Here is a 25,761-nt window from a genome sequence, read left to right on the forward strand (position 1 = left end):
CCCCGGAGCGGGACACCGGGGCGCTTATGGGACATTGGGAATTAATTAGGTAGCGCCGTTCCCCAGTCGCGCCACTCTTTCGGCTCGCTTTCCAGCAGCAGGAAGTGCTTGCCATCCTGCGCTTTCGGCGCCAGCGGCGTTCCCGGCGGCGTGGCAAAGGCGATACCGCCGCGAATAAACTGGTTGAAGGTTCCTGTTTTCACCACGCCGCCAATCAGGCCGAAGTCGAGGCTATAGCCGGAAGCCAACCAGAACACCGAGTTGTTGCGCACTAAGTACTGATAACGCTTACTGATACGCAGCTTAACCATTACGCGGTCGGACATTGAACCCAGGGTCAGCCCGGTCACGGTGCCCACTTCCAGGCCGCGGAACAGCACCGGCGTACCAATATCGAGCGAACCGGCTTCCGGCACTTCGACGATAATACTCAGGCCATCGATGTAACGTGAGTCGGTGATGGTGGTGTCCTGAATCTCAAAGTCGCGGCGCGGCGAACCACGGCCAGGTTCAACGTTGATATAAGACTGGAAAATCGTGTCCAGATGTTCAACGCCGGCGGCAGAGATCTGCGGCGTAATCACCGAGAAACGCGTCCCGGCACGGGCAAAGGTGCCAACATACTCCGGATAAAGTACCGCTTTGGCCTGAACTTCATTCTTTGCCGTGATCAGTTCCAGCGACTGGATCTGGCCGATGTCGATACCGAGGTAGCGAATCGGCATACCCGCCGCCATTTTACCGGCATCGAAAGCGTGCAGCGTGATCTGGCCGCCCACCGCGCGGGCAGCGGTTTCGGAGGCGTAGAGGATACGCTTATTGTTCAAGCGCGCGTTGGCGCTGCTGCCGCTGAGGTTATCGAAGCTGATGGCGCCTTTCAGCGCGCGCGCCAGCGGTGACGCCTGCACGGTTAGCCCATTACCGTCGAGTTTTACCTTTGCGCCGCCTTCGGCCCAGAAGACGCTGTTATTGGTCAACAAATGGCGATATTCCGGTTTGATATGCAGATCGATATCGAATGCGTTGCTGCGCGGCTTCACCGAGATGATCTCGCCGACGGCGAATTTGCGATACAACACTACCGAGCCTGCCTGCACATCGGGCAGCGTTTCCGCAGAAAGGCTTAGCGTGGTGGTTGGGATTTCACTAAGGCTATTTTCCTGCGCTTTTTCCAGGTTGGCATACAGCGGATAGCGGCTCTGCATTTCCCCTTTTTCGCCGGGGATGATGCGGATCCCGCCATCAACCCATTCGCTGGCGCTGGCGCCGAGTACCTGCACGCCATCCAGCCCAACTTTCACATCAAGGCGGCTGTTGACGACAAATTTGCTATCGCCGCGTACCAGATTGCGATACTCCGGCGCAATGGCGACCTGGAAAGTGACACCCTCTGCGGTTAGCTTGCGTTCCAGTACCTGGCCCACTTTCACGCCGTGCAGCATCAGCGGCTGGCCGGCGGAAACGCCATAGCTTTCCGGCGCCGATAACGTCACGGTGGCGACGTTAGGCTCATCCAGCAGCGCTTTATCGGCTGGCATAACCATAAAGTGATTGCGCGGTTCGCCGTCACCGGGTACCAGTTCGAAGGTGTTGCCGGTGAGTAGGGCGCTGACGCTTGGGTTATCCAGCGAGATTTTCGGCTTCTTCATTTGAATCAGCGTTTTATCCCGAAGCAGGGTGACCACGCTCGGGTCGACGGTCATCTCACCGCTAACTTTACCGCCGGGATTGAGATTGAGTTTGGTTAACTGACCCACTTCCAGCCCCTGGTACATCAGCGGCGTAGAGCCCGCCTTCAACCCATCGCCGTCGGGCAGCTCCAGCGTCACCAGCACGCCGCGCTGGCTGTGCGCCAGATCCTCATACAGGTTGTACTCGTCGTTTTGCGCCGCCGCTTTGGAGTCGTCTGGCGAGTCAAAGGCGATGGCGCCGTTAACTAACGCGGAGAGATTTTCCAGCTGGACTTTGGCGCCACTCAGGCTGACGTCGGCTTTAATCCCGGAGACGTTCCAGAACCGACTGCCTTTTTTAACAAGATTGGTGAAGCGACGCTCGATTAATACATCAATCGTCACCCCCTGATTGTTGGCGTTGAGCGTGTAGTCATACACCCGGCCAACCGGAATTTTACGGAAATAGACCAGCGAGCCGCTGTTCAGCGAGCCGAGATCCGGCGCCTGCAGATGAATCATTAGTTCGCCGTTGTTGATGCGGTATTTTGGCTGAGTATCCAGGGCGACGAAGTGATCTTCCGGTTCGCCTTTGCCCGGCATCATGCCGATATAGTTACCGCCGACCAGCGCATCCAGCCCGGAAACGCCGGCCAGTGAAGCTTTTGGCGTCACCAGCCAGAACTGGGTGTCTTTGCGCAGCGCGTCTTTCATATCGCTCTTCACGCTGGCGGAAACTTCGATCTTGCTGAGGTCCTTACTCAAAGAGATATCCTGTACCGTACCAACTTCTACCCCTTGATAGCGGATAGGTGTACGCCCCGGAACAATCCCGTTTGCGGACTGGAAATCGATGGTAATCGTCGTTCCCCGGCCTTCAAAGCTGGTCCAGATGAGCCATCCGGCAATCATCAGCGCGATGACCGGCAACAACCAGAATGGCGAGATACGACGTTTGGTTTTTATTTTGGCTTCAGTCGGCGAAGCGGGCGTTTCCTGACTCATGAGCGTCCCAAAGTAAGCGGCTGTCCAGCCATTCAACTGCAAGGATAGTTAAAATCACCGCGCCGCCGAAGTACACCGCCGCCGGCCCCATGGTAAAAGCCAGGAGCTGATCGCGGTTTATCAACGACATGGTTAATGAGATAACAAACAGATCCAACATCGACCAGCGGCCGATCCAGGTAATCAGCCGCAGCAGCAGGATACGCGTACGTAGCCCCTGTTCGCATTTGAATTGTATGCTGACCAGCAGGGTAAATAACACTATAACTTTGGTGAATGGTACCAAAATACTGGCGATGAACACTACGCCGGCGATAGCGATGTTGCTGTTGGCAAGTGAAATAATGCCCGAAAGAATCGTATCTTCCTGGCGCGAGCCATTGACGTAGATTATCGATATCGGCAGCAGGTTGGCCGGCAGCAGGAAAACCAGCGACGCAATCAGGGCCGCCCAGCTACGCTGCAGGCTTTGCGGCCGGCGATGATGCAGCGAAGTATGGCACCGGCGGCAGCGGCCGCGGGAGTCGCGATAACCGGTATAGTGACAGCCGGTGCAAACCTGAAGATTGGTGTCGTAGCGCATTGCCGGTCGTTCGGGATAAAAACGCTCCCACAACTCTTCAACGTTCATGTGGATGAGCGTCAGGATGCTGAGTAGGGTCAGCGCGATAAAGGCGATCAGGCCGATGCCGGGCTGCAGGAAGGCATAGTCCTGGACCTTAATGGAGGCGACGCCGATACCGACCAGATAAATGTCCAGCATCACCCACTCTTTCAGTTTGCCGAGCATCAGCAGCACCGGACGCAGGTTCATCCCCAGCACGTTGCCAAGCCAAAGGTAGGCGATGGATACCACCAGCAGGACGGGCGCAACCACGGCGCAGAAGAGCACCATCGCGGCGGTAATGGGGTCGCCCTGGTTGGTCATCTGCCAGATCCCCTGCAGGACGTTAGCGTCAATGCGCACGCCGAGCAGATGCAAACGCAGCAGCGGCTCGCTCCAGGCGAACGGCATCAGCAACATCATCGTAAACGCCATACTGGCAAGCCGGGAGAGGGACCAATCGCGGCCGTCGCGTACTTTCGCGTTGCACCGCGGACACCAGGCGCATTGATTTCTTTTCACAACCGGTATGCGGAACAGCATGTCGCACTGCGTACAGCGCTGATAGTGCGCATGCGGCGTTGGCGAACTGACCGAATGAACGGTAATCTTCTTCGTCGGCGTGATTGAGGGTGTTTTTATCAGCATTTATTACGTTCGGGAATGAATGTATCCCACTATATTAACCCAGGAATGAATTCATCTTGAGCCCGAAGGCATTTAATGCTTATTTTAGTAGGCATCTGCAGATGAGATAGTAAGACAACTAAGTGATTAAAAAATGAACAAAACAGAATTCTACGCGGATCTGAACCGCGATTTCCAGGCGCTTATGGCAGGCGAAACCAGTTTTTTGGCAATGATCTCCAATACCAGCGCGTTGTTGTTTGAACGCCTGGAAGAGGTCAACTGGGCCGGTTTTTACCTGCTGGAAGGCGACACGCTGGTGCTGGGGCCGTTCCAGGGTAAGCTGGCCTGTGTACGTATTCCTGTCGGCCGCGGCGTGTGCGGTTCCGCCGTGGCGCAGAACCGCGTCCAGCGCGTGGAAGATGTCCATGCCTTTGATGGCCATATCGCCTGTGACGCCGCCAGCAATTCGGAAATCGTCTTTCCGTTGCAGGTGAATAATCAGATTATCGGCGTACTGGATATCGATAGCACGGCGTATTCCCGCTTCACCGCAGAAGACGAACAGGGGCTTGCAGAGCTGGTCTCGCGCCTTGAAACGCTGATTGCGGCGACCGATTATCAAAAAATCTGTGCCCACGTCGCAGGATAATCAACGGATAACGTAGCATTTAGCGATGACGTCATTATAATGACGCCTGTTCATGCCTGCGGCTTGTTGGCTACGTCCGTTGTAATCAGGAAATTTCATGGAAAATCAACCTAAGTTGAATAGCAGTAAAGAAGTAATCGCGTTTCTGGCCGAACGTTTTCCTCAGTGTTTCAGCGCTGAAGGCGAAGCGCGCCCCCTGAAAATCGGTATTTTTCAGGATCTTGTAGAGCGAGTTGGCGGCGAGATGAATCTCAGCAAAACCCAACTGCGCGCTGCCTTACGTCTTTATACTTCGAGCTGGCGTTATCTGTACGGCGTGAAAGCGGGAGCGATTCGCGTCGATCTCGACGGCAACCCGTGCGGCGAACTGGAAGAGCAACACGTTGCTCACGCCCGTCAGCAGCTCGAAGAAGCCAAAGCCCGCGTTCAGGCGCAGCGCGCCAGCCAGCAGGCGAAGAAGCGCGAAGCCGCTGCCGCGGCAGGCCAGCAGGAAGAAGGGGCACGCCGCGAGCGTAAACCGCGTCCTCAGCCGCAGGCTCGCCGTAAAGAAGGTAGTGAACAGCGTAAGCCGCGTCCTGCAGCTGCCAAAGCACCGCGTGAAGAGCAACGCCTTACCCCGGTGTCTGACGTCTCTGTATTGAGCGTCGGTCAGGCTCTGAAGGTGAAAGCAGGCAACAACGCAATGGACGCCACCGTTGTGGAAATCACCAAAGATGGCGTTCGTGTACAGCTGACTTCTGGTATGTCAATGATTGTACGCGCAGAACACCTGGTGTTCTGAAACGGAGGCCGGGCCAGGCATGAACAAACTTTTTAAGCTCACCGCGCTTGCGGGCCTGCTAGCAATAGCAGGCCATGCCTTCGCCGTGGACGATATCACCCGAGTCGATCAAATTCCCGTGCTGAAAGAAGAGCCGCAGCACGCGACGGTGAGTGAGCGCGTTACCTCGCGCTTTACTCGTTCCCATTATCGGCAGTTTGATCTCGACAACGCCTTTTCGGCAAAAATTTTCGACCGCTATCTGAATCTGCTGGATTACAGCCATAACGTGCTGCTGGCCAGCGACGTTTCTCAGTTTGCGGCGCAAAAAAATAAAATCGGCGACGAACTGCGCAGCGGTAAACTGGACGTTTTCTACGACCTGTATAACCTCGCGCAGAAGCGTCGCTTTGAGCGTTACCAGTACGCCCTAAAGGTACTGGATCGTCCGATGAATTTTACCGGCAACGACAACTTCAATCTCGATCGCAGCAAGGCGCCGTGGCCGAAGGATGAAGCCGAGCTTAACGCGTTGTGGGACGCCAAGGTGAAGTTCGATGAACTAAGCCTGAAGCTGGCGGGTAAAGACGAGAAAGAAATTCGTGAAACCCTGACTCGTCGCTACAAGTTTGCGATTCGTCGCCTGGCCCAAACCAACAGCGAAGACGTCTTCTCGCTGGCAATGACCGCTTTTGCGCGCGAAATCGACCCGCATACCAACTATCTCTCCCCGCGTAACACCGAACAGTTCAATACTGAAATGAGCTTGTCTCTGGAAGGTATTGGCGCGGTGCTGCAAATGGACGACGACTATACGGTGATCAATTCACTGGTTGCCGGTGGTCCTGCGGCGAAGAGCAAAGCGATTAGCGTTGGCGACCGTATCGTCGGCGTCGGTCAGCCGGGTAAGAGCATGGTCGATGTCATCGGCTGGCGGCTGGACGATGTTGTCGCGCTGATCAAAGGGCCGAAGGGCAGCAAAGTTCGCCTGGAAGTTCTGCCGGCTGGCAAAGGGGCGAAAACCCGAATTGTTACTCTGACCCGCGAACGTATTCGTCTTGAAGACCGTGCGGTTAAGATGTCGGTCAAAACCGTCGGTAAAGAAAAAGTCGGCGTGCTGGATATCCCGGGCTTCTACGTTGGCCTGACCGATGACGTCAAAGTGCAACTGCAGAAGCTGGAAAAACAGAATGTCAGCAGCATCGTCATCGATCTGCGCAGTAACGGCGGTGGCGCGCTGACGGAGGCGGTTTCGCTCTCTGGTCTGTTTATCCCATCCGGCCCGGTGGTGCAGGTGCGTGATAACAACGGTAAGGTTCGCGAAGATAGCGATACCGACGGTGTCGTCTACTATAAAGGTCCGCTGGTGGTCCTGGTCGATCGCTTCAGCGCCTCGGCATCGGAAATTTTTGCCGCCGCGATGCAGGACTATGGCCGTGCGCTTATCGTCGGCGAGCAGACCTTTGGTAAAGGAACCGTTCAGCAGTATCGTTCGCTAAACCGTATCTACGATCAGATGCTGCGCCCGGAATGGCCGGCGTTAGGTTCCGTACAGTACACCATCCAGAAGTTCTACCGCATTAACGGCGGCAGCACTCAGCGTAAAGGGGTTACTCCGGACATCATGATGCCAACCGGTAAAGAAGATCGCGATACCGGCGAGCAGTATGAAGATAACGCGCTGCCGTGGGATAGTATCGATCCGGCGACCTATGTGAAGTCGGGCGATATGAAACCGTTCGAACCTGAACTGCTTAAGCGCCATGAAGACCGTATCGCGAAAGATCCGGAATTCCAGTACATCATGAAGGATATTGCGCGCTTTAACGCTATGAAAGACAAGCGCAATATTGTTTCTCTGAACTACGCGCAGCGTGAGAAAGAGAATGAAGAAGATGATGCAATTCGTCTGGCGCGAGTGAACGATCGCCTGAAACGCGAAGGCAAGCCGCTGCTCAAAAAGATTGACGATCTGCCGAAGGATTATCAGGAACCGGATCCGTATCTTGATGAGACCGTGCATATCGCCATTGACCTGGCGCAACAGGAAAAAGCTCAGCCTCCGGTAGAGCCGCCGGTTAGCAAATAACTCCTCAACGGGCACAAGTGATTGTGCCCGTTTCTTTTTCTGTCTTCATCTGCCCGTCGACTTTATTCAACAAAAATGTCAACACTCTCTCAGGGTGTCAGCGATATGCTACAAAATGTAAAGTTGTGTCTTTCTCGTGACTTAGCAGGGCCTGATAGTTGAAAATTAGCATCTGACCCATACGATATGGGTATCGCATAGTGCGTTTTGTTAAATCGAGGTAAAAAGAATATTATGATGCGAATCGCGCTTTTCCTGCTGACTAACCTGGCAGTCATGGTGGTATTTGGCCTGGTGCTTAGCCTGACGGGGATCCAGTCGAGCAGCATGACTGGCCTGTTGATCATGGCGCTGCTGTTTGGTTTTGGCGGCTCGATCGTTTCGCTGCTGATGTCGAAATGGATGGCGCTGAAGTCGGTTGGTGGGGAAGTTATCGAGCAGCCGCGTAACGAAACTGAGCGTTGGCTGATGAACACCGTCGCGCAGCAGGCGCAGCAGGCGGGCATCGGCATGCCGCAGGTGGCGATTTATCACGCCCCGGACATTAACGCCTTCGCTACCGGCGCGCGCCGCGACGCTTCTCTGGTCGCCGTGAGCACCGGCTTGCTGCAGAATATGAGCCGTGATGAAGCGGAAGCCGTTATCGCTCACGAAATCAGCCATATTGCCAATGGCGACATGGTCACCATGACGCTGATTCAGGGGGTAGTGAACACCTTCGTTATCTTTATCTCCCGCGTTATCGCGCAGATTGCGGCTGGTTTCCTCGGCGGTAATCGTGAAGATGAAGGCGAAAGCAGCAACGGTAACCCGCTTATCTACTTTGCGGTCGCTACCGTACTGGAGCTGGTGTTCGGTATTCTCGCCAGCATCATTACCATGTGGTTCTCGCGCTACCGTGAATTCCACGCCGATGCTGGTTCCGCCAAACTGGTCGGCCGTGAGAAGATGATTGCTGCGTTGCAGCGCTTGAAAACCAGCTATGAACCGCAGGAAGCGAGCAGCATGATGGCGTTCTGTATCAACGGTAAAGCGAAGTCGATGAGCGAACTGTTCATGACCCACCCGCCGTTGGATAAACGCATTGAAGCGCTGCGCAGCGGGGAATACCTGAAATAATCTGGCGTGCAGACGTTGAAAATAAAAATCCGCAGCTTTCGGGCTGCGGATTTTTTTTGGCTGTGCGTTATCAGGCGGCGCGCGGTTGAGTTACGCGTAGCCCGCTGATGGCGGCGGCAACCACCGCCAGGGCGCCTGCCAGCAGAAGCGCGGTATGGGTGCCGCTATCGCCCGCCAGGTTAAACAGCAGGGCGACCAGCGCGGCGCCGCTACTTTGTCCCAGTAAGCGTGCGGTACCTAACATGCCGCTGGCGCCTCCGCTGCGATGGCCTGGCGCGGAGGAGACAATAGTATGGTTGTTTGGCGACTGAAACAGCCCGAAGCCCGCGCCGCACAGCGCCATCCGCCAGATAATATCGAGGTCGGAAGGGGAAGAGGGTAATAGCGCAAGGCCAAACAGGCCGCAGGCCATGATCAGCAACCCCATTGCCCCCAGTAGCCCGGCATGAACTTTCTCTATCAGGTAACCCGCCAGAGGGGCCATCACCATGGTCGCCAATGGCCACGGCGTTAACAGCAGCCCGGTCTCTACTTCACTGCGTCCGATAACGGTTTGCAGGAAAAAGGGCAGGGATACCATCGCCAGCATCTGGGCGCAAAATGAACAGATCGAGGTGCAGATAGAGAGCGAAAAGATCGGAATTCGCAGTAAATCAACGGGTAGCAGTGGTACCGGCATGCGCAACTGCCGTCGCACAAAGAAGAAGCCGATAATCAGCATGGCGATGACTTCCGCGAGCACCAGATAACCGGATTGCCCCTGGGCAAAGCCGCCGAGCGCCGTGATGAGCAGCCCGAAGGTGAGAGCGTTCATGATCGCGCTCGGCAGATCGAAACGGGTAATTTTGCTGGCGGCGCTGTTGGGCGGCAAAAAACGCATAGCGAGGAAAATAGAAATAATCCCCAGCGGTACGTTGATTAAAAACAGCCATTGCCAGGAGGCGAGCGAAAGAATAGCGGCGGCAATGGTTGGCCCCGCGGCGGAGGATACGGCGACAACGAAAGAGTTGATGCCCATTCCGCGTCCTAGCTGCCTTTTAGGATAGATAAGGCGAATCAGCGCCGTGTTGACGCTCATCAGCGCCGCGCCGCCTAAACCTTGAGCCACTCGCGCCAGCGTCAACATCTCAAGGCTTCGGGAAAGTGCGCAAATCAACGAGGTGATAGTAAATACCACCAGACCGATTTTATAGATGCGCCGATAGCCAACCATATCGCCAAGAAACGATAGCGGTAGGAGGGCGATGACAATAGCGATTTGATAAGCGTTGACTATCCAGATTGACGATGCCGGCGAAGCATTGAGGTCGGTGGCAATCGTCGGCAGGGCGACGTTGGCGATAGCGCCATCAAGTACGGCCATCGTCAAGCCTAAAACAATCGTCAGAATGGCGCCGTAGCGCTGCGGCGCCGGCAGGCCATCCAAAAATTTGTTATCCATGTGAAGTTTAAGTCTTAGAGGAAACTATTTTCTGATTAATGATTTTAGCATTGATTATTCAACCATAAGTCGCAGATTTGTAACCAACTCGCAGAACAACGATTGCGACGGTCATAATGTGAATTTATAATAAAAAACAGTTCTGAATTTTATAAAACAGTTACGATGAGGTGAACAATGGCAGCTGCTGATATGGATAAACAGCCAGATTCTGTCTCTTCAGTATTAAAAGTTTTTGGCATCCTGCAGGCTTTGGGCGAAGAGCGTGAGATTGGTATCACCGAATTGTCACAGCGTGTGATGATGTCTAAAAGCACGGTGTATCGTTTTTTACAGACTATGAAGTCGCTGGGCTATGTCGCACAGGAAGGCGAGTCTGAGAAATATTCTTTAACGTTGAAGTTGTTCGAGCTTGGCGCGCGGGCATTGCAGAACGTTGATCTGATCCGCAGCGCGGATATCCAGATGCGCGAAATTTCGCGTCTGACTAAAGAGACGATTCACCTCGGCGCGCTGGATGAAGACAGCATCGTTTATATCCACAAAATTGATTCCATGTATAACCTGCGGATGTATTCGCGTATCGGTCGTCGTAATCCGCTGTATAGCACCGCCATTGGTAAAGTGCTGCTGGCGTGGCGCGAGCGGGCGGAAGTCGAGCAAATCATGGAGGGCGTGGAGTACAAACGTAGCACCGAGCGAACCATTACCGATACCAGCGAGCTGTTGAAAGTGCTGGACCAGGTGCGCGAGCAGGGCTATGGCGAAGACAATGAGGAGCAGGAAGAAGGATTACGCTGTATTGCGGTGCCGGTCTTCGATCGCTTTGGCGTGGTGATTGCCGGCTTGAGTATTTCCTTCCCGACGCTGCGCTTCTCTGAAGAACGTTTGCACGAGTATGTGGCGATGCTGCATGCCGCCGCGCGTAAGATTTCCGAGCAGATGGGTTATAACAATTATCCGTTCTGATAGTCAGCGGGAGCTACAGCGCGATGCTGTAGCTCCACTTGTATTAACCCTGATCGATAACCTTCACGCTTTTGCGCAGAATCGGGCAGTTGGTAATGCCGATAATACCGCTATCAGAGTGAACATATTGTGCGGTGGTGATGCCTTGCGCCGTCAGGTATTTGCACTGTAGTCCCAGCCCGCCAGCATTCTGATTGCTGCCAATTAATACGCCATAACCGCTTAATAATACGCCAATCCAGACGATCGCCAGTATGACAATAGAGCGAATGATCAATCGCATTGTTGCCTCGTTATTTGTATGATCCTGACGTTTATTCTGGCACGAACATTATTTGATACAAGTCTATGATTCCTAAACTCGCCTTTCGTATTACAGTTAGCCGCGGTTTAAGAAGGCCGTGTTATCCTGGCAACATCTGATTATGGTACGGAGAGTGGAGTGAAAAAATTACGCTGGGTTTTGCTGATTGTTGTCATAGCGGGCTGTTTACTGCTGTGGACTCAGATGCTTAACGTAATGTGCGATCAGGATGTGCAATTTTTCAGCGGTATTTGCGCTATTAACAAGTTCATCCCCTGGTAAGACATTTTTGTGCCGACGGATTTTCTTCTGCCGCGCGGGTGGTAGAATGAACGCCTTCTCTTTGAGGTGGTGAAATGAGTGAGTTATTGAATCCTGGGATTGTAAGTCTGGCGTCTCTGGCGCTTTCCGTTGTACTGCTGCTGGTGGGGTTGCTGCTGTGGTTCTTTGTGAATCGCGCCAGTTCACGTAGCAATGAGCAAATCGAACTGCTGCAGTCGCTGTTGGATCAACAAAAGCGGCAGAATGCGCTGCTGCGCCGTCTCTGTGAAGCCAATGAGCCGGAGAAAGAAGAGGTTGCTGAACCTTCAGCGACTGAGAAGGAGAAAAACGACGACGATTTCATTCGTCTCGTTGCCGAACGTTAAGTTGATGAACAGGTGTGCACATCATGTGCGCGCCTGTGAGTGTCATAAAATTTAGCTATAACTTATTCTTATATAATCCCTTATTCCGCCTCAAACTGTTTCCGTTTAATGGATTAAACATCCATGCTCTATTTCACATATTGAATAATCTTTTGAGCTAATCAAAAAAAGTAATAACGAAACGTTTCTATTGCTTGCTGGCAATACGTTGTCATTAATGTTTCATTATTAACGTCTATTTTAGCGAATATTTGTGTCGTAACGAGTTAGCGGTTTAATTAACTCTACTACTGGCATAGTTCAGGCGATTTCCTCTTGTTCTTCAGCGCCATTTTCGCATCATTATGCACAATACGCCGCTGCGCCCCCTTAAATATGGCAGTTCGTATACGTACGTACCTGGACGAACAGAAGTTGTTGAGCTATGGTAAAAAAGTTGCATTTATCAGGCATACGTTATTGTTTGTTTGGTAACAATGCAAAGATAAGCCAGGCGCGGCAAAGACGCATAAATGTGCAGGCGATCAAATGATTTCCTGATAATTTGTGCGAACGATCGTGACACGTTTAAAAATGGCTTGCCATTATTTACGTTGTGTGTGATAACACGTTTCGGGTTAAACGAGGTACAGTTCTGTTTATGTGTGGCATTTTCAGTAAAGAAGTCCTGAGTAAACACGTTGTCGTTGAATACCGCTTCTCTGCCGAACCTTATATTAGTGCCTCATGCAGTTATGTGTCAGTTTTATCTATGTAAGCACCTGCGGGTGAAGAAAACAGTTTAAGGAATTTTGCAAATGGCAAAGATTAAAGGTCAAGTTAAGTGGTTCAACGAGTCTAAAGGTTTTGGCTTCATTACTCCGGCTGATGGCAGCAAAGACGTGTTCGTACACTTCTCTGCAATCCAGGGTAACGGCTTCAAAACTCTGGCTGAAGGCCAGAACGTTGAGTTCGAAATTCAGGACGGCCAGAAAGGTCCGGCTGCAGTTAACGTAACTGCTATCTGATTCAAGACCACTCATCTTGTAAGAAAGCCTCGCTACTGCGGGGCTTTTTAGCATCTGTTGCAAAGTATTTCCAATATTTCCCCTCCGACGCGCTTTGTTGCAAAACATCACCCTTATTAGCACTGTTTAGCAGTCTGTTTTGCCAATTTTCTGTTAAATCAGGTGGTTGCAAAATAATGCTGGAGCTACGGTGCAAAAGAATAAAAGTAAGTCCGCCACAAATTTTCTCCCTATCCGTTTTGGGTTGCTGTGTGTGGCGATTTTGGGATGTCTTGGATTTCTGCTGGCGAGGGTAGGTTGGCTGCAAATCGTCTCTCCGGATAATCTGGTTAAACAAGAGGATATGCGTTCGCTGCGCGAAGAACCCATTGCCGTAATGCGCGGAACTATCAGCGATCGTGAAGGACGCCCGCTGGCGGTGAGCGTGCCGGTAAGCGCAATCTGGATAGATCCACAGACCATGCTGGAGAAGGGCGGCGTCGGCTATGGCCCGCGCTGGCAGGCTATGGCGGAAGCATTGCATCTCGATCTTATTGAGCTCTCTCATCGGGTGCAGTCGCATCCCCATGCCCGATTCCTCTATCTGGCGCGCCAGGTTAATCCGGAACAGGCCGACTGGATCGATAAATTGCATCTCCCGGGCGTTTATTTGCGCGATGAGTCCCGCCGTTTTTATCCGGCCGGACACGTCGCCGCCAACCTGCTGGGCTTTACCAACGTAGATAATCAGGGGATTGAGGGAGTTGAGAAAAGTTTTAACAAACAGCTCATGGGCACGCCTGGGCGTCGGCTGGTGCGCAAAGACCGCCACGGTCATGTGATAGAAAATATTACCGAGCAGGCCCCCGTTCCGGCACATAACCTGCAACTTAGTATCGACGAGCGGCTGCAAACGGTCACGGAGGATGCGCTGGATAATGCCGTGCGTTGGAATAAGGCGGAATCAGGCGCGGCGGTGTTGATCAAGATTGATACCGGCGAAATCCTGTCGATGGCCAGCTACCCGGATTTTAACCCTAATAACCGCGACAGCGCCCAGCTCGATGATTTTCGAAATCGCGCTATCAGCGATACCTTTGAGCCGGGTTCAACGGTCAAACCGCTGGTGATTATGACCGCGTTACAGCAGGGTATCGTGCAGCCGGATAGCGTCGTCGATACCCATCCCTTTACGCTTGATGGTCATCGCATCCGCGACGTGGGTTATTATCCCGAGCTGACGCTCACCGGTATCCTGCAAAAATCGAGCGATACAGGAGTTTCGCACCTCTCACTGGCAATGCCGGTGCAACACTTGATCGACACTTATAAGGCCTTTGGCTTTGGCGACCCGACCGGGCTTGGCTTGACCGGCGAAAGCTCCGGGTTAATGCCGCATCGCCGTTATTGGGGTGAGCTGGATCGCGCCACCTTCGCTTTTGGCTATGGACTGATGGTAACTCCGCTGCAGCTGGCGCATGTCTATGCAACGATCGGCGGTTACGGTATTGAGCGCCCGCTGTCGATAACCCGTATCGACCCGCCTGTCATCGGTACGCGAGTCATGCCGCAAGAGATCGTGCATGAAGTTGAACATATGATGGAGAGCGTGGCGCTGCCGGGCGGCGGCGGTACAAAAGCGGCGGTACGTGATTATCGGATAGCGGTGAAAACCGGCACGGCGAAGAAAATTGGCCCTGACGGAAAATATATCGATAAATATGTCGCCTACACCGCCGGCGTGGCGCCGGCCAGTCAGCCGAAGTTTGCGCTGGTGGTGGTGATAAACGACCCCAGCAACGGTAAATACTACGGTGGGGCGGTATCCGCGCCGGTGTTCAGCCAGATCATGGGCGATGTGTTACGTCTGGAAAACGTGATGCCAGACGGTATGCCGCAAGGCTCTGAGAATCTTATCGTCATGCATAACCGCGAGGATCTGGCTCCCGCGTTGTAACAGTGGTCTGCGAGGGCGAATAGCGCTACACTTTCGCCCTTTCAGCGCCACCGGAGTTATCATGTCTTATACCTGCCCACTATGCCACGCGCCGCTTAGCCGCAGCGCAAATAGCTATATTTGCCCGCAGCGGCACCAGTTCGATCTGGCAAAGGAAGGGTATGTCAATTTACTGCCGGTGCAGTTCAAACGTTCACGTGACCCGGGCGATAGCGCTGAGATGATGCAGGCGCGTCGCGCCTTCCTTGATGGCGGCTATTATCAACCGTTGCGTGAGGCGATTTGCGGCTATCTGCGGACTTTCGCGCCGGGCGAGCTGCTGGATATCGGCTGCGGCGAGGGATACTACACGCATGCTTTCGCCGCCATTGCCGCACGCAGTTTCGGCCTCGACGTCTCAAAGTCGGCGATCCGCGCCGCCGCTAAACGTTACCCGCAGGTCGAATTCTGCGTGGCTTCCAGCCAACGATTGCCGTTTGCCGATCGCTCTCTGGATGCCGTCGTGCGTATTTATGCGCCCTGTAACGCGGACGAATTAGCGCGTGTAGTAAAAGCCGGCGGTTGGGTGATTACCGCTACGCCGGGGCCGCGCCATTTGATGGAGCTGAAAGGGCTGATCTACGATGAAGTTCGTCTGCATGAACAGAACCGGGAGGCAATGCCGGGCTTTACGTTGCGTCATGAGCAGCAGTTAGCGTATCCGATGCAGTTGAGCGGCGCGCAGGCGGAAGCATTGCTGCAGATGACGCCGTTTGCCTGGCGAGCGAAACCGGAAGTTCGTGAGTCACTGCGCGAGCAGGAAACTTTTGGCTGCCAGACCGATTTCATGATCCACTGCTGGCAGCGCGAAGCGTAAGCGCTAAGGGGCGAAATGGCTCCACAGAATCTGTGCGCCGATACCGATTAGCACAATACCGCCGAGAATTTCGGCCCGTTTGCCGAGCAGCGGGCCGATAAAGCGGCCAACCATAATTCCCAGCGTCGACATGGTAAAGGTGGCGCAGCCGATAGCCAGCGCGGTGGCGATAATATTGACCTGCAGGAAAGCAAGACCCACGCCGACCGCCATTGCATCAAGACTGGTAGCGAATGCGGTGGTCACCAGCAGCCAAAAGCCGTGGCGGCGCGGCGCTTCACACTCCTCGTCATCACCGCCGCGAAAACCTTCAATGACCATTCGCCCGCCGAGAAACACCAGCAGCACGAACGCGATCCAGTGATTCCACTCCAGCACAAACTGGCTCGCCAACATGCCCAGGCCCCAGCCGACCAGCGGCGTCAGGGTTTCGATCGCGCCGAATATAAGACCGGTACGCAGCGCTTCGGAGAACTTAGGTTTATGCAGGGTGGCGCCTTTACCGATAGAAGCGGCAAACGCGTCCATCGACATGCCGAAGGCAAGAAGAATAGTGGCAGATATGTTCATGAGCGTGTCCTGACCGGGGAATATCCATATGACACATCGCTGCCCCCAGTAAACATACGCGGAGCTTGAGCATAACGTACAGCAGTGATGTATCTATGGTCTCGCCTGATTGAACGACCGCTCAACCCGTACGTGCCACGTTTTGCAACGAGTATGTTGACACGTACATTTTCCACCTGCGGAAAATCGGCTACTCCCCAACGACGGGCGCAACCTTAACATATTTTTAGAAGATAAAACAATCACAGAAAAATAATATTAGCAACAATAAATGATAACGATTTTCATTTAAAATATTAAGTGAAGGATTGGTTAAATAATATAACGAGGATAGGTGAGTAAATATAGCCATGGCTATATATTCCGACAGCAATAAATGACGAAAATATAGCGCAGGCTATATCTGTAACTTATTGACTGGTAACAAGTAGTTTGTATATTTTTTCCAGGTCGTCGATATTTCGTACGCGAATAAGCAGGCGCCGCTGCTCTAATTGCATCACCAGTACGCCGTCTTCCGACAAATTCATCGCTTTAATCCGCGGATATTCAATCCACACGTTGGCAAAGAAAAAGCCGCTCTTTTTGAACAAAATTCGCGGCGTACGGATCCAAAACAGATATAGCCCCATTAATGCCAGCGCAGATAATAACCAGGTGGTGATTATTTCACCGTGGCTGGCGATATTGTTGTAGATGAGAATTGCCGTCAGGCCGACGAAAATCATCCCATCGACCCGTCCACGACGCAGCAGGGGGATTGACAGCAGGGTGGGGCCATGGCGGCGCGGCATGATGAATTGGTCGTAGATAGCGAAAGCCACCAGGGCGACGATAAACAGAATGAGCACCAGCTCCGTGATTGCCATTGATCCTCCAGACTGCGTGGGCCTTCGCACAGGCGCACGTTTTAACGCTAAAAAAAAGCCGGGGACAAAGCTGTCCCCGGCCTACAACGTGACGATTATTGACCCAGCAGGCCGACCGCGTAGCCGGCGATACCGATGACGAAGAAGCCAACGATGATCCACAGCGGGTTGACTTTCTTACGCAGCAGCCACATACAGGCGAAGGTCAGCAGCAGCGGCACCAGTCCCGGCATCAGCTGGTCAAGGATGGTCTGCACGGTGGTCACACGAGTCTGACCATCCTGACCGGTGATAGTGGAAACCACCAGCGGGATATTAACGTGCGTCCATTTGTTGACCAGAGCTCCCATGACAAACAGGCCGAGGATTGACGCCCCCTCAGTCAGTTTCTGCAGGAAGCCGCCGCCCATATCCTTAACGATGTCCACGCCTTTACGATAGCCATATGCTACGCCGTAGTAGCGGGTCAGCAGACGCACGGCATTGAACAGGATAAAGAATAACAGCGGACCGAGCAGGCTACCGCTCATCGCGATACCGGCGCCGAGCGCGGCGAATACAGGGCGTACGGTACCCCAGAAGATCGGGTCGCCGACGCCTGCCAGCGGCCCCATCAGGCCAACTTTGATACCGTTGATTGCGCCATCGTCGATTTCCGCGCCGTTAGCACGCTGCTCTTCCATCGCCAGGGTTACGCCGAGTACCGGCGCCGCGACGTACGGATGGGTGTTGAAGAACTCAAGGTGACGCTTAATAGCCTGCTTACGCGCATCGTTGTTCTCAGGGTACAGACGACGGATTGCCGGAACCATAGAGAAGCAGAAGCCCAGCGCCTGCATACGTTCGAAGTTCCATGAACCCTGGAACAGGTTAGAACGAATGAACACGCCACGAATATCACTCTGAGTGAGTTTTTTCTCGGTGGTATTTTTAGTCATATCAACCATTTCGCTCACCTGTTAGTCCAGTTCGTTATCGAGATCGTTGTTACCAGCCGCCTGAGCCGGGGCACCCGCTACGCGGTTATATTTCGGGCTCAGCTGAATGTAGAGAATGGCCATGACGGCACCAATCACACCCAGCGCAACCAGGTTGAAATTGGTGAAGGCCGCGGTGACGAAACCGAGGTAGAAGAACGGCATCAGGTAGCCCGCGCGCATCATGTTGATGACCATCGCGTAACCGACGACGACGATCATACCGCCCGCGATGTTCAGACCACCAGTTACCACTTCCGGAATAGCGTTCAGCAGACCCTGAACTTCGCTGGTGCCGACAGAGATGGCTACGATAACCGCCGGGATGGCGATACGCATCGCCTGCAGGAACAGCGAGGAAACGTGCAGCCAGGAGATGGCCGTCAGGTTACCGTTTTCAGCGGCTTTATCCGCCGCGTGCTGGAAGGCAACGGTGATGGTACGCACGATAATGGTCAGAACCTGGCCTGCCGCCGCCAGCGGGATAGCCAGCGCGATACCGGCGCCGATGCTTTGGTGGCCGGCGATAACCAGTACGGTAGAAATAATGGACGCCAGCGCGGCATCAGGCGCAACCGCCGCGCCGATGTTCATCCAGCCCAGGGCGATCATTTCCAGCGTACCGCCGATGATGATACCGGTTTTCATGTCGCCGAGAACGGCGCCGATTAAGGTACAGGCGACCAGAGGACGGTGGAACTGAAATTCATCAAGTACCGACTCCATACCCGCAATACACGCGACGATGAACACCAGCACAATCTGAAGAAGGGTAATCTCCATTGTACTTCTCCTGTTGATTAAGTCTTAAAGTGAAAATTGGCTCGCGAGCGCCGGGTTATTTATCCACCTTGGCGATCAAATCCATCATTTTCAGTTTCTGGTCGGTGGAAACTTTGCGCGCTTCCAGTTCAATACCGCGGGCATTCAGTTTTTTGAATGCTTCGATATCGGTTTCATCGACCGAAATCGCGTTATTCACCTGCGTTTTACCTTGACGGAAAGCCATACCGCCGATGTTGACGCTGGTAATTTTCACGCCGCCTTCAACAATACGTTCAACGTCCGTTGGGTTGGTAAATAACAGCATGACGCGCTCGCCGGCGTATTTCGGGTTGTTGTAAACGCGGATCATCTTCGCGACATCAACAACGTGAGCGGTCACGCCCGGAGGAGCCACCTGGGTCAGCAGCGTTTTACGCACCGTATCGGCGGCGACTTCATCGCTGACCACGATAATGCGGGTGACGTTGGTCTCTTTGGTCCAGCGGGTCGCAACCTGGCCGTGGATAAGACGGTCATCGATACGCGCCAGGCCAATCACCATGTAATCATTTGGACCCATCGGTTTAGCGGGTGTCGCCGCTTTTGGCGCGGCCGCCTGCACCGGTGCCGCTTTTTCAACCGGTTTGGCTTTCAGCGCTTTCACGCCTTCGCTACCGGTTTCCACCGCCAGCGCCACCAGCTCACCAAACGACGGATCGTCATCGCGGGCCATGAAGGTTTCGACCAGCATCGGGACGTTGACGCCAGCGATCACTTCATAGTTTTCTTTATCAACAACAATGCGGCTTGCCGCGTTGAATGGACTACCGCCCCACGTATCGACGAGGAACAGCACGCCTTTTGTGGTATCCAGTTTTGCCAGCTGTGCATTGTACTTTTCGATCAGCGTTTCGGCGTTTTCACCGGGAACGAAATCGATCCAGCCAACGTTTTCCTGCTCGCCCAACAGCATTTCTGCGGTTTTCAGCAGTTGTTCTGCAGCCCAACCATGTGTGCCTATTACAATAGCAATCGTCACTTGCTACCTCCGTTATTATGGTGAATGCATCATCTGGTCTGATACATCCTGAATCACTCTTGTGGAAAAATCGATTCAGTAAGGGTGTAAGATCTAATTTAATTACTACCGCGAATTATTTTAGATAGTGAAAAAATAATTAATGTGATGGAGCTCCGTAAATTACGCTTCGATAATCAATAATTTCGCAGCGCAAAAAATAGCCTTAGCTATTGCAAAGACAGGTAAATTTTTGCCAATTCTGCGCTATATTTTGCTATGTTTAGCTTCCGTTTAATTACTCAGGAGTATAGGGCATAGCCCGCCGTATGGACCGTCATCGACGTCTTTTCACCCTCAGGCACTCGTCTGCCGCCTCTACCTCACACGCTTTTTTACCAGCAACTATTGTTTCGCCGGTGCATGACATCGCGATGACTACCGCTGTCGTTAACGGGAGCCGCTCATGGAATTCTTAATGGATCCCACCATTTGGGCTGGCCTGCTGACGCTGGTGGTCCTCGAAATTGTTCTGGGTATTGATAACCTGGTCTTTATCGCCATCCTTGCCGATAAACTGCCGCCAAAACAGCGTGATAAGGCACGTATCATCGGCCTGTCGCTGGCGCTGATAATGCGTCTGGGGCTGCTCTCGGTTATCTCGTGGATGGTCACCTTGACCAAGCCTTTGATAAGCATAGGCGATTTTTCGTTCTCCGGGCGCGATCTGATCATGCTGGTCGGCGGTATCTTCCTGCTATTCAAGGCGACGACAGAGTTGCATGAACGACTGGAGAACCGCCAGCATGATGCCGGCCACGGCAAAGGCTATGCCAGCTTCTGGGTGGTAGTGCTACAAATTGTGGTGCTGGATGCCGTCTTCTCGCTTGATGCGGTGATTACCGCCGTCGGCATGGTGAACCATTTGCCGGTGATGATGGCTGCGGTTGTCATCGCGATGATCCTGATGCTGTTGGCTTCGAAGCCGTTAACCCGCTTCGTGAACCAGCACCCGACGGTTGTCGTGCTGTGTCTGAGCTTCCTGCTGATGATTGGTCTGAGTCTGGTGGCAGAAGGCTTTGGCTTCCATATTCCTAAGGGCTATTTGTACGCGGCGATTGGCTTCTCGATAACCATTGAGTTCTTTAACCAGGTGGCGCGGCGTAACTTTATCCGCCACCAGTCGACGTTGCCGCTGCGCGCGCGTACCGCTGATGCGATTCTGCGCCTGATGGGCGGTCGCAAACAGGCGGCCGTCGCGCACGATAGTGATAGCCCGGCGGCAGTGCCGGTGCCGGAAGGCGCGTTTGCTGAAGAAGAACGCTATATGATTAACGGCGTGCTGACCCTGGCGCAGCGTTCATTGCGCAGCATCATGACCCCGCGAGGCGAAATTAGCTGGGTGGATGCTGAGCAGAGCGAAGAAGAAATTCGTCGCCAGCTGCTTTCATCTCCGCACAGCATGTTCCCGGTTTGCCGCGGCGAGCTTGATGAAATCATCGGTATTGTACGCGCCAAAGAGATGCTGGTGGCGCTGGAAGCGGGCGAGAACGTTGCCGCAATGGCTTCCGCTTCTCCGGCGATTGTGGTGCCGGAAACGCTGGACCCGATCAACCTGCTGGGCGTGCTGCGCCGGGCGCGCGGTAGCTTTGTCATCGTCACCAACGAATTTGGTGTGGTGCAGGGGCTGGTGACGCCGCTGGACGTCCTGGAAGCGATTGCCGGTGAGTTCCCGGATGCGGATGAAACGCCGGAAATTGTGCTGGATGGCGAGGGGTGGTTAATCAAAGGCTCAACCGACCTCCACGCGCTGCAGCAGGCGCTGGGGCTGGACGACCTGGTCAACGAAGACGATGATATCGCTACCGTTGCCGGGCTGGTTATCTCCGCGAACGGCCATATCCCGCGGGTAGGCGATGTTGTGGAACTGCCGCCGCTGCAGTTTACCATTGTTGAAGCGAACGATTACCGCGTCGATCTGGTACGGGTTATTAAAACCGTACACGATAACGACGAAGAAGAGTAATGTCGAACCCGCCGGGCTAAACTTGCCCGGCGGGTTGTTTTTTACCCCCGGTCGCCGCCAGACGGTGCTTCTCCTCCGCCAGCCAGCGCGGAAAATCCTCTACCGGTAACGGGCGGGCATAATAATATCCCTGTAGTAAATCCACGCCGTGGCTGCGCATGTAAATCTTCTGTTCCTGAGTTTCGACCCCTTCGGCAATGGTGACGATTTTGAGCCGGTGCGCCAGGGCGATAATCATATCGGTCACCGTCGCGTTGACGCCATCAATGCCAATGGCGCCGGTATAAGACTTATCAATCTTCAGTACATCCGGGCGGAGTTTTTCCAGCCAGGACAAAGAACTGTTGCCGGTGCCGAAGTCATCAATGGCCAGCTGGACGCCTTTAAAATGCAGGTGCTCCGCCATGTGGTGATCGCCCTCACGCAGGACATCGCGTTCAGTCAGCTCGACTACCAGCTGCTGTACCGGATTAGCGCTGAACCAATAGGTGTGCAGATCGCGCAGCAGTTCGCCATTACTGAAATGACGCGCCGCCACGTTAATACCAATATGAAAATTGGCATCCTGCGGGAAATAATGTAGCCGGCGGGCGGTTTCGGCGATGACGTAGCGGGTCAGGGGGACTATCAGGTTGTAGCCTTCAGCAATAGGAATAAAAACATCCGGTGAGATATTGCCGCGGCGCGGATTGTTCCAGCGCAGCAAAATTTCCACGCCGCAGCACTGCTGGGTGCGTAAATCCTGCAGCGGCTGGCACCATACCTCGAACTCGTGGGCGGCGATACCCAGGGTTATTTCGCGCGAGAAAGTCATTCGTCCTGCGGTCGTCAGCCAGGCGATACCGGTCATCAACAGGCTGAACATCAGCGCCAGCGGTAATTCAGCGGGCAGCTCTTCTAAGGCCACCGCGGAGGCTCCCGGGCCGCTGATGTTGATGGTAAAGGGGAACTGGCTGGAACTTTGCCGGTAAATTATCGGCAGACCCGGCAACTGATGACTTTCGACGACGCCGACATCGCTGAGAAAGCTCTTGTTGCCTACCGTGAGGCTGATGTCGCTTATGAGCGATGATTTTTCTTTGAGAATCAATTCGCCAAGCAGCTCGATATTAATAATTAACAACGCGCCGTCGGCGCCGCTCACGGAGGAGGGATACCACTGGATCAGTACCGGCGTGCCTTTGAGCAGTGAGTTGTCGGTTGAAAAGGCCAGCAGCGGCTTTACCGTCGGCAGTGTGGGCTGTAGCTGATGAATGGCCACATGGCGCGGGCCAAAAATGCTGGAGCAGTAGGCCATCCCGGACTGAACAAGGATGATTGAGCGCACGGTCTGTAGCGTGGCTGCGGTTTTACGCAGTTCAAGATGTACATCCTGACAGGGTTTGCCGACCATACTTAGCAGGGTAGCGTGTTTTGCCGCCAGCGGTTGCAGGATATTGTCCATCGCGATCACCATATTGCGGGTCACCGTCTGGATACGCTGCTGATTTTGGCTACGCTGTGAAATAAATCGGATTGTCAGGGTGACGGCAAGCGTCAGAAATGCAACGGCCAGGCACACCAGAATGCGCTTGCGGCGATATGTCGAAATGACCTTCTGTGCATTTTGCATGCGCGGCGCCCTGTCGGCTAAATAGAGGAATAAGAGTAACAGCCGGCTTAAAGCAAGTGTAGTGGGTAAGATAAGTTGGTGGGAGAAAAAGAAAAATGCGCCCGGAAAGGGCGCATTTCACAGATGAGTTTTAGTCACACTGCACTTTGATCGCCAGGCCGCCGCGAGAGGTTTCGCGATATTTGGCGTTCATGTCTTTACCCGTTTCGTACATGGTCTCGATAACTTTATCGAGAGAGACGCGCGGTTCGCTGGTGCGGCGCATCGCCATACGCGCGGCATTAATCGCCTTCACGGAGGCGATAGCGTTACGTTCGATGCACGGCACCTGAACCTGTCCGGCGACCGGGTCGCAGGTCAGGCCGAGGTTATGTTCCATGCCGATCTCCGCCGCCACGCAAACCTGCTCCGGGCTGGCGCCGAGCAGTTCAGCCAGGCCCGCCGCCGCCATTGAACAGGCGACGCCGACTTCGCCCTGACAGCCGACTTCAGCGCCTGAAATGGACGCGTTCATCTTATACAGCGCGCCAATCGCGCCGGACGCCATAAAGTAGCGAATATAGATATCCGGGCTGACGGACTCGATAAAGTGATCGTAATAGGCGAGCACCGCCGGAACGATACCACAGGCGCCGTTGGTCGGCGCGGTAACGACGCGGCCGCCGGCGGCGTTCTCTTCGTTGACCGCCAGCGCGAACATGTTCACCCAATCGACAACGTTCATCGGATCGTTAGACAGTTTATCGCTGGCGACCAGCAGGCGACGCAGAGCCGAAGCACGACGCGGCACGCGCAGCGGCCCCGGCAGCACGCCTTCGGTGTTCATGCCGCGATCGATACAGGCGCGCATGGTTTGCCAGACGTTTTCGAAATAGGCTTCGATCTCTTGCTTGCTGTGCAGCGCCAGTTCGTTTTGCATCACCATGCCGGAGAGCGACAGACCGGTTTCCTTGCAGTAGCCCAGCATTTCCTGCGCCGACTTAAACGGATACGGAACCTGCAGTTCGCTCGCGTCTTCTTTGCCGAAATGCTCTTCGTCGACGATAAAACCGCCGCCGATTGAATAGTAAGTTTTGCTGTAGATTTCTTTCTCGCCGGCCCAGGCATGGATGGTCATGCCGTTTTCGTGCAGCGGCAGGTTGTCGCTACGAAAACGCATGCCGTCATCCGCCGGGAAGTCGACTTCGTGTTGCCCGTTTGCCAGCAGCAGACGGCCGCGAGTTTCAACGTCGCGGATAAATGCCGGGATCGCGTCAATATCGACCGTTGCAGGCAGATTGCCCGCCAGCCCCATGATAATGGCGATGTCCGTGTGGTGGCCTTTGCCGGTTAATGAAAGCGACCCATAAACGTCAACGGCGACGCGCGTCACTTCATTAAGCAATCCCTTTTCGACCAGGTCATCGACGAACTGTTTACCGGCCTTCATCGGCCCTACAGTATGGGAAGATGAGGGACCAATCCCCACCTTGAACATGTCGAATATACTAATCACGATAACACTCCTGACAGGGTTACCGCGGTTGCGGTAACGATGTAATAACTGCGCATAGTGTAAGAGGGAACCGGGTTGTCAGCTTAACTATTCACATGAATTAAACTAATGGATAACCTTGGTTTTACTAATAGTGCGAGCGGCTTCGCATTACTTATTATAGCTAAGGGCGAGTGCCGATTTGCAGCGCCAGCTCGCGAATAATGCCGGCGGTCATTCCCCAGACAAAATAATGTTGGTACCACGATAGCCAGACGCGATGAGAATTACCGCGCCGATGGATGTCCAGCGGGTGGTAGCGACCCAGGCGCAGCGCCTCTTCCAGCGGCATTTCAAACACCGCAGACACCTCGTCCTGACTGGCATGATAGTGCAGGTCCGGGGGGATTATGCCGACCACCGGCGTCACCTGAAAGCCGGTGACGCTGTCGACCGGCGGCAGCACGCCGATCACTTCCACGGCTTCCGGCGGGATCGCCACTTCTTCCTGCGCCTCGCGCAGCGCGGCGGCAATCAATGTAGCGTCGGTGTTATCAACTGCGCCTCCGGGGAAGGCGACCTGGCCCGCGTGCTTGCGCAGCAGCGGCGAACGCTGGGTCAATAGCAGCCCCGGCTGCGGGCGCCGGACAATCGGCACCAGTACCGCCGCCTGGCGCTGGTTCAGCGACTGCGGCGAGGGCTGCGGGCGCAGCAGTTGAAAACGGGAAAGAAAGTCGTCCAGATCGAGGGCGTTAGCCGCCATG

The 25,761-nt window shown here is 54.2% G+C and carries 22 protein-coding genes, 2 pseudogenes and 1 riboswitch; of the genes and pseudogenes, 12 read left to right on the plus strand and 12 right to left on the minus strand.

Annotation, left to right across the window (positions count from 1 at the left end):
- Nucleotides 1-41: 41 nt before the first annotated feature.
- Together ABLV66_RS09565 and yebS are read right to left on the minus strand one after the other, a co-directional pair.
- Nucleotides 42-2,675, minus strand: coding sequence for a PqiB family protein (locus ABLV66_RS09565; protein ID WP_045390368.1), 2,634 nt, complete (start codon nt 2,673-2,675; stop codon nt 42-44).
- Nucleotides 2,644-3,927, minus strand: coding sequence for a membrane integrity lipid transport subunit YebS (yebS, locus tag ABLV66_RS09570; protein WP_047045296.1), 1,284 nt, complete (start codon nt 3,925-3,927; stop codon nt 2,644-2,646). Before yebS ends, ABLV66_RS09565 begins: the two co-directional genes overlap by 32 nt.
- 133 nt (nt 3,928-4,060) lie before the next feature.
- Here yebS and msrC point away from each other — a divergent pair.
- From msrC to htpX, 4 genes and pseudogenes are all read left to right on the plus strand, one after another.
- Nucleotides 4,061-4,574, plus strand: a pseudogene (msrC, locus tag ABLV66_RS09575) (free L-methionine (R)-S-oxide reductase MsrC).
- 81 nt (nt 4,575-4,655) lie between these two features.
- Nucleotides 4,656-5,339 (plus strand): RNA chaperone ProQ, encoded by a 684-nt coding sequence (proQ, locus tag ABLV66_RS09580; protein ID WP_015366026.1) that lies wholly within the window; start codon nt 4,656-4,658, stop codon nt 5,337-5,339.
- A 19-nt stretch (nt 5,340-5,358) separates the two neighbouring features.
- Nucleotides 5,359-7,407: a carboxy terminal-processing peptidase gene (prc, locus tag ABLV66_RS09585; RefSeq protein WP_047045293.1), complete on the plus strand. Its 2,049-nt coding sequence runs from the start codon at nt 5,359-5,361 to the stop codon at nt 7,405-7,407.
- A 234-nt stretch (nt 7,408-7,641) separates the two neighbouring features.
- The gene (htpX, locus tag ABLV66_RS09590) at nt 7,642-8,526 is read left to right on the plus strand and encodes a protease HtpX (RefSeq protein ID WP_045390374.1); all 885 of its coding nucleotides are present in this window, start codon (nt 7,642-7,644) and stop codon (nt 8,524-8,526) included.
- A gap of 70 nt (nt 8,527-8,596) precedes the next feature.
- On the opposite strand, the gene ABLV66_RS09595 is transcribed toward htpX, so the two are convergent.
- Nucleotides 8,597-9,967: an MFS transporter gene (locus tag ABLV66_RS09595; protein WP_348875941.1), complete on the minus strand. Its 1,371-nt coding sequence runs from the start codon at nt 9,965-9,967 to the stop codon at nt 8,597-8,599.
- 177 nt (nt 9,968-10,144) lie between these two features.
- Between ABLV66_RS09595 and kdgR the strand changes: the two genes are divergently transcribed.
- Nucleotides 10,145-10,936, plus strand: a complete 792-nt coding sequence (gene kdgR, locus ABLV66_RS09600; protein ID WP_045390378.1) for a DNA-binding transcriptional regulator KdgR — start codon at nt 10,145-10,147, stop codon at nt 10,934-10,936.
- A 43-nt stretch (nt 10,937-10,979) separates the two neighbouring features.
- Here the strand turns inward: kdgR and ABLV66_RS09605 are convergent, their stop codons facing one another.
- Complete coding sequence (locus ABLV66_RS09605) at nt 10,980-11,219, minus strand: YobH family protein (protein ID WP_015705933.1); 240 nt, start codon at nt 11,217-11,219, stop codon at nt 10,980-10,982.
- Between the two features lie 159 nt (nt 11,220-11,378).
- On the opposite strand from ABLV66_RS09605, the gene mgrB reads away from it, so the two are divergent.
- The 6 genes and pseudogenes from mgrB to rlmA all read left to right on the plus strand — a co-directional run bounded on the left by mgrB (nt 11,379) and on the right by rlmA (nt 15,686).
- Nucleotides 11,379-11,522, plus strand: coding sequence for a PhoP/PhoQ regulatory lipoprotein MgrB (gene mgrB, locus ABLV66_RS09610; protein WP_015366032.1), 144 nt, complete (start codon nt 11,379-11,381; stop codon nt 11,520-11,522).
- A gap of 74 nt (nt 11,523-11,596) precedes the next feature.
- Nucleotides 11,597-11,887 carry a YebO family protein gene (locus ABLV66_RS09615; protein ID WP_348875940.1) on the plus strand — a complete coding sequence of 97 codons (291 nt, stop codon included), beginning with the start codon at nt 11,597-11,599 and terminating at the stop codon, nt 11,885-11,887.
- A gap of 640 nt (nt 11,888-12,527) precedes the next feature.
- A pseudogene (locus tag ABLV66_RS09620) lies at nt 12,528-12,672 on the plus strand (DUF2627 domain-containing protein).
- A 12-nt stretch (nt 12,673-12,684) separates the two neighbouring features.
- Nucleotides 12,685-12,894, plus strand: coding sequence for a transcription antiterminator/RNA stability regulator CspE (gene cspE, locus ABLV66_RS09625; protein WP_001062678.1), 210 nt, complete (start codon nt 12,685-12,687; stop codon nt 12,892-12,894).
- A 190-nt stretch (nt 12,895-13,084) separates the two neighbouring features.
- Complete coding sequence (ftsI2, locus tag ABLV66_RS09630; RefSeq protein ID WP_045390382.1) at nt 13,085-14,830, plus strand: peptidoglycan DD-transpeptidase FtsI2/PBP3(PARA); 1,746 nt, start codon at nt 13,085-13,087, stop codon at nt 14,828-14,830.
- A 61-nt stretch (nt 14,831-14,891) separates the two neighbouring features.
- Nucleotides 14,892-15,686: a 23S rRNA (guanine(745)-N(1))-methyltransferase gene (gene rlmA, locus ABLV66_RS09635; RefSeq protein WP_047077762.1), complete on the plus strand. Its 795-nt coding sequence runs from the start codon at nt 14,892-14,894 to the stop codon at nt 15,684-15,686.
- 3 nt (nt 15,687-15,689) lie between these two features.
- Here the strand turns inward: rlmA and mntP are convergent, their stop codons facing one another.
- The 5 genes from mntP to manX form a co-directional block, all read right to left on the minus strand.
- Nucleotides 15,690-16,256: a manganese efflux pump MntP gene (mntP, locus tag ABLV66_RS09640; RefSeq protein ID WP_045390386.1), complete on the minus strand. Its 567-nt coding sequence runs from the start codon at nt 16,254-16,256 to the stop codon at nt 15,690-15,692.
- A 61-nt stretch (nt 16,257-16,317) separates the two neighbouring features.
- Nucleotides 16,318-16,467: riboswitch (yybP-ykoY riboswitch) on the minus strand.
- 199 nt (nt 16,468-16,666) lie between these two features.
- Nucleotides 16,667-17,125, minus strand: a complete 459-nt coding sequence (locus ABLV66_RS09645) for a DUF986 family protein (protein WP_047077763.1) — start codon at nt 17,123-17,125, stop codon at nt 16,667-16,669.
- A gap of 95 nt (nt 17,126-17,220) precedes the next feature.
- On the minus strand, nt 17,221-18,072 hold the full coding sequence (locus ABLV66_RS09650) for a PTS mannose transporter subunit IID (RefSeq protein ID WP_015366038.1): 852 nt from the start codon (nt 18,070-18,072) through the stop codon (nt 17,221-17,223).
- Between the two features lie 12 nt (nt 18,073-18,084).
- A complete protein-coding gene (locus ABLV66_RS09655) occupies nt 18,085-18,885 on the minus strand; it encodes a PTS mannose/fructose/sorbose transporter subunit IIC (protein WP_015366039.1) in 801 nt (266 codons plus the stop codon).
- Between the two features lie 55 nt (nt 18,886-18,940).
- Nucleotides 18,941-19,906, minus strand: coding sequence for a PTS mannose transporter subunit IIAB (gene manX, locus ABLV66_RS09660; RefSeq protein WP_063416438.1), 966 nt, complete (start codon nt 19,904-19,906; stop codon nt 18,941-18,943).
- A gap of 445 nt (nt 19,907-20,351) precedes the next feature.
- Here manX and yoaE point away from each other — a divergent pair, with 445 nt between their 5' ends.
- The gene (gene yoaE, locus ABLV66_RS09665) at nt 20,352-21,911 is read left to right on the plus strand and encodes a CNNM family cation transport protein YoaE (protein WP_045390395.1); all 1,560 of its coding nucleotides are present in this window, start codon (nt 20,352-20,354) and stop codon (nt 21,909-21,911) included.
- A gap of 16 nt (nt 21,912-21,927) precedes the next feature.
- On the opposite strand, the gene pdeD is transcribed toward yoaE, so the two are convergent.
- The 3 genes from pdeD to ABLV66_RS09680 form a co-directional block, all read right to left on the minus strand.
- Entirely contained in the window at nt 21,928-23,523 is a 1,596-nt protein-coding gene (pdeD, locus tag ABLV66_RS09670; RefSeq protein ID WP_045390398.1) for a cyclic di-3',5'-guanosine monophosphate phosphodiesterase PdeD, read from the minus strand.
- A 130-nt stretch (nt 23,524-23,653) separates the two neighbouring features.
- On the minus strand, nt 23,654-25,018 hold the full coding sequence (gene sdaA / locus ABLV66_RS09675; protein WP_015705929.1) for an L-serine ammonia-lyase: 1,365 nt from the start codon (nt 25,016-25,018) through the stop codon (nt 23,654-23,656).
- A gap of 163 nt (nt 25,019-25,181) precedes the next feature.
- Nucleotides 25,182-25,760, minus strand: a complete 579-nt coding sequence (locus ABLV66_RS09680) for a CoA pyrophosphatase (protein ID WP_015705928.1) — start codon at nt 25,758-25,760, stop codon at nt 25,182-25,184.
- Nucleotide 25,761: the final 1 nt, after the last annotated feature.

It is taken from the genome of Klebsiella sp. CN_Kp073, from assembly GCF_040065495.2.
GTDB classification, from domain to species: Bacteria; Pseudomonadota; Gammaproteobacteria; order Enterobacterales; family Enterobacteriaceae; genus Klebsiella; species Klebsiella aerogenes.

Excerpts from the sequence above, each read along its gene's own strand:
- yebS (WP_047045296.1), bottom strand. The coding sequence starts at position 3,927 with ATGCTGATAAAAACACCCTCAATCACGCCGACGAAGAAGATTACCGTT.
- ABLV66_RS09680 (WP_015705928.1), bottom strand. The coding sequence starts at position 25,760 with ATGGCGGCTAACGCCCTCGATCTGGACGACTTTCTTTCCCGTTTTCAA.
- ABLV66_RS09645 (WP_047077763.1), bottom strand. The coding sequence starts at position 17,125 with ATGGCAATCACGGAGCTGGTGCTCATTCTGTTTATCGTCGCCCTGGTG.
- htpX (WP_045390374.1), top strand. The coding sequence starts at position 7,642 with ATGATGCGAATCGCGCTTTTCCTGCTGACTAACCTGGCAGTCATGGTG.
- pdeD (WP_045390398.1), bottom strand. The coding sequence starts at position 23,523 with ATGCAAAATGCACAGAAGGTCATTTCGACATATCGCCGCAAGCGCATT.
- ABLV66_RS09650 (WP_015366038.1), bottom strand. The coding sequence starts at position 18,072 with ATGGTTGATATGACTAAAAATACCACCGAGAAAAAACTCACTCAGAGT.
- mntP (WP_045390386.1), bottom strand. The coding sequence starts at position 16,256 with ATGAACATATCTGCCACTATTCTTCTTGCCTTCGGCATGTCGATGGAC.
- yoaE (WP_045390395.1), top strand. The coding sequence starts at position 20,352 with ATGGAATTCTTAATGGATCCCACCATTTGGGCTGGCCTGCTGACGCTG.
- ABLV66_RS09605 (WP_015705933.1), bottom strand. The coding sequence starts at position 11,219 with ATGCGATTGATCATTCGCTCTATTGTCATACTGGCGATCGTCTGGATT.
- ABLV66_RS09595 (WP_348875941.1), bottom strand. The coding sequence starts at position 9,967 with ATGGATAACAAATTTTTGGATGGCCTGCCGGCGCCGCAGCGCTACGGC.
- ABLV66_RS09655 (WP_015366039.1), bottom strand. The coding sequence starts at position 18,885 with ATGGAGATTACCCTTCTTCAGATTGTGCTGGTGTTCATCGTCGCGTGT.
- kdgR (WP_045390378.1), top strand. The coding sequence starts at position 10,145 with ATGGCAGCTGCTGATATGGATAAACAGCCAGATTCTGTCTCTTCAGTA.
- prc (WP_047045293.1), top strand. The coding sequence starts at position 5,359 with ATGAACAAACTTTTTAAGCTCACCGCGCTTGCGGGCCTGCTAGCAATA.
- cspE (WP_001062678.1), top strand. The coding sequence starts at position 12,685 with ATGGCAAAGATTAAAGGTCAAGTTAAGTGGTTCAACGAGTCTAAAGGT.
- ABLV66_RS09615 (WP_348875940.1), top strand. The coding sequence starts at position 11,597 with ATGAGTGAGTTATTGAATCCTGGGATTGTAAGTCTGGCGTCTCTGGCG.
- rlmA (WP_047077762.1), top strand. The coding sequence starts at position 14,892 with ATGTCTTATACCTGCCCACTATGCCACGCGCCGCTTAGCCGCAGCGCA.
- proQ (WP_015366026.1), top strand. The coding sequence starts at position 4,656 with ATGGAAAATCAACCTAAGTTGAATAGCAGTAAAGAAGTAATCGCGTTT.
- ABLV66_RS09565 (WP_045390368.1), bottom strand. The coding sequence starts at position 2,675 with ATGAGTCAGGAAACGCCCGCTTCGCCGACTGAAGCCAAAATAAAAACC.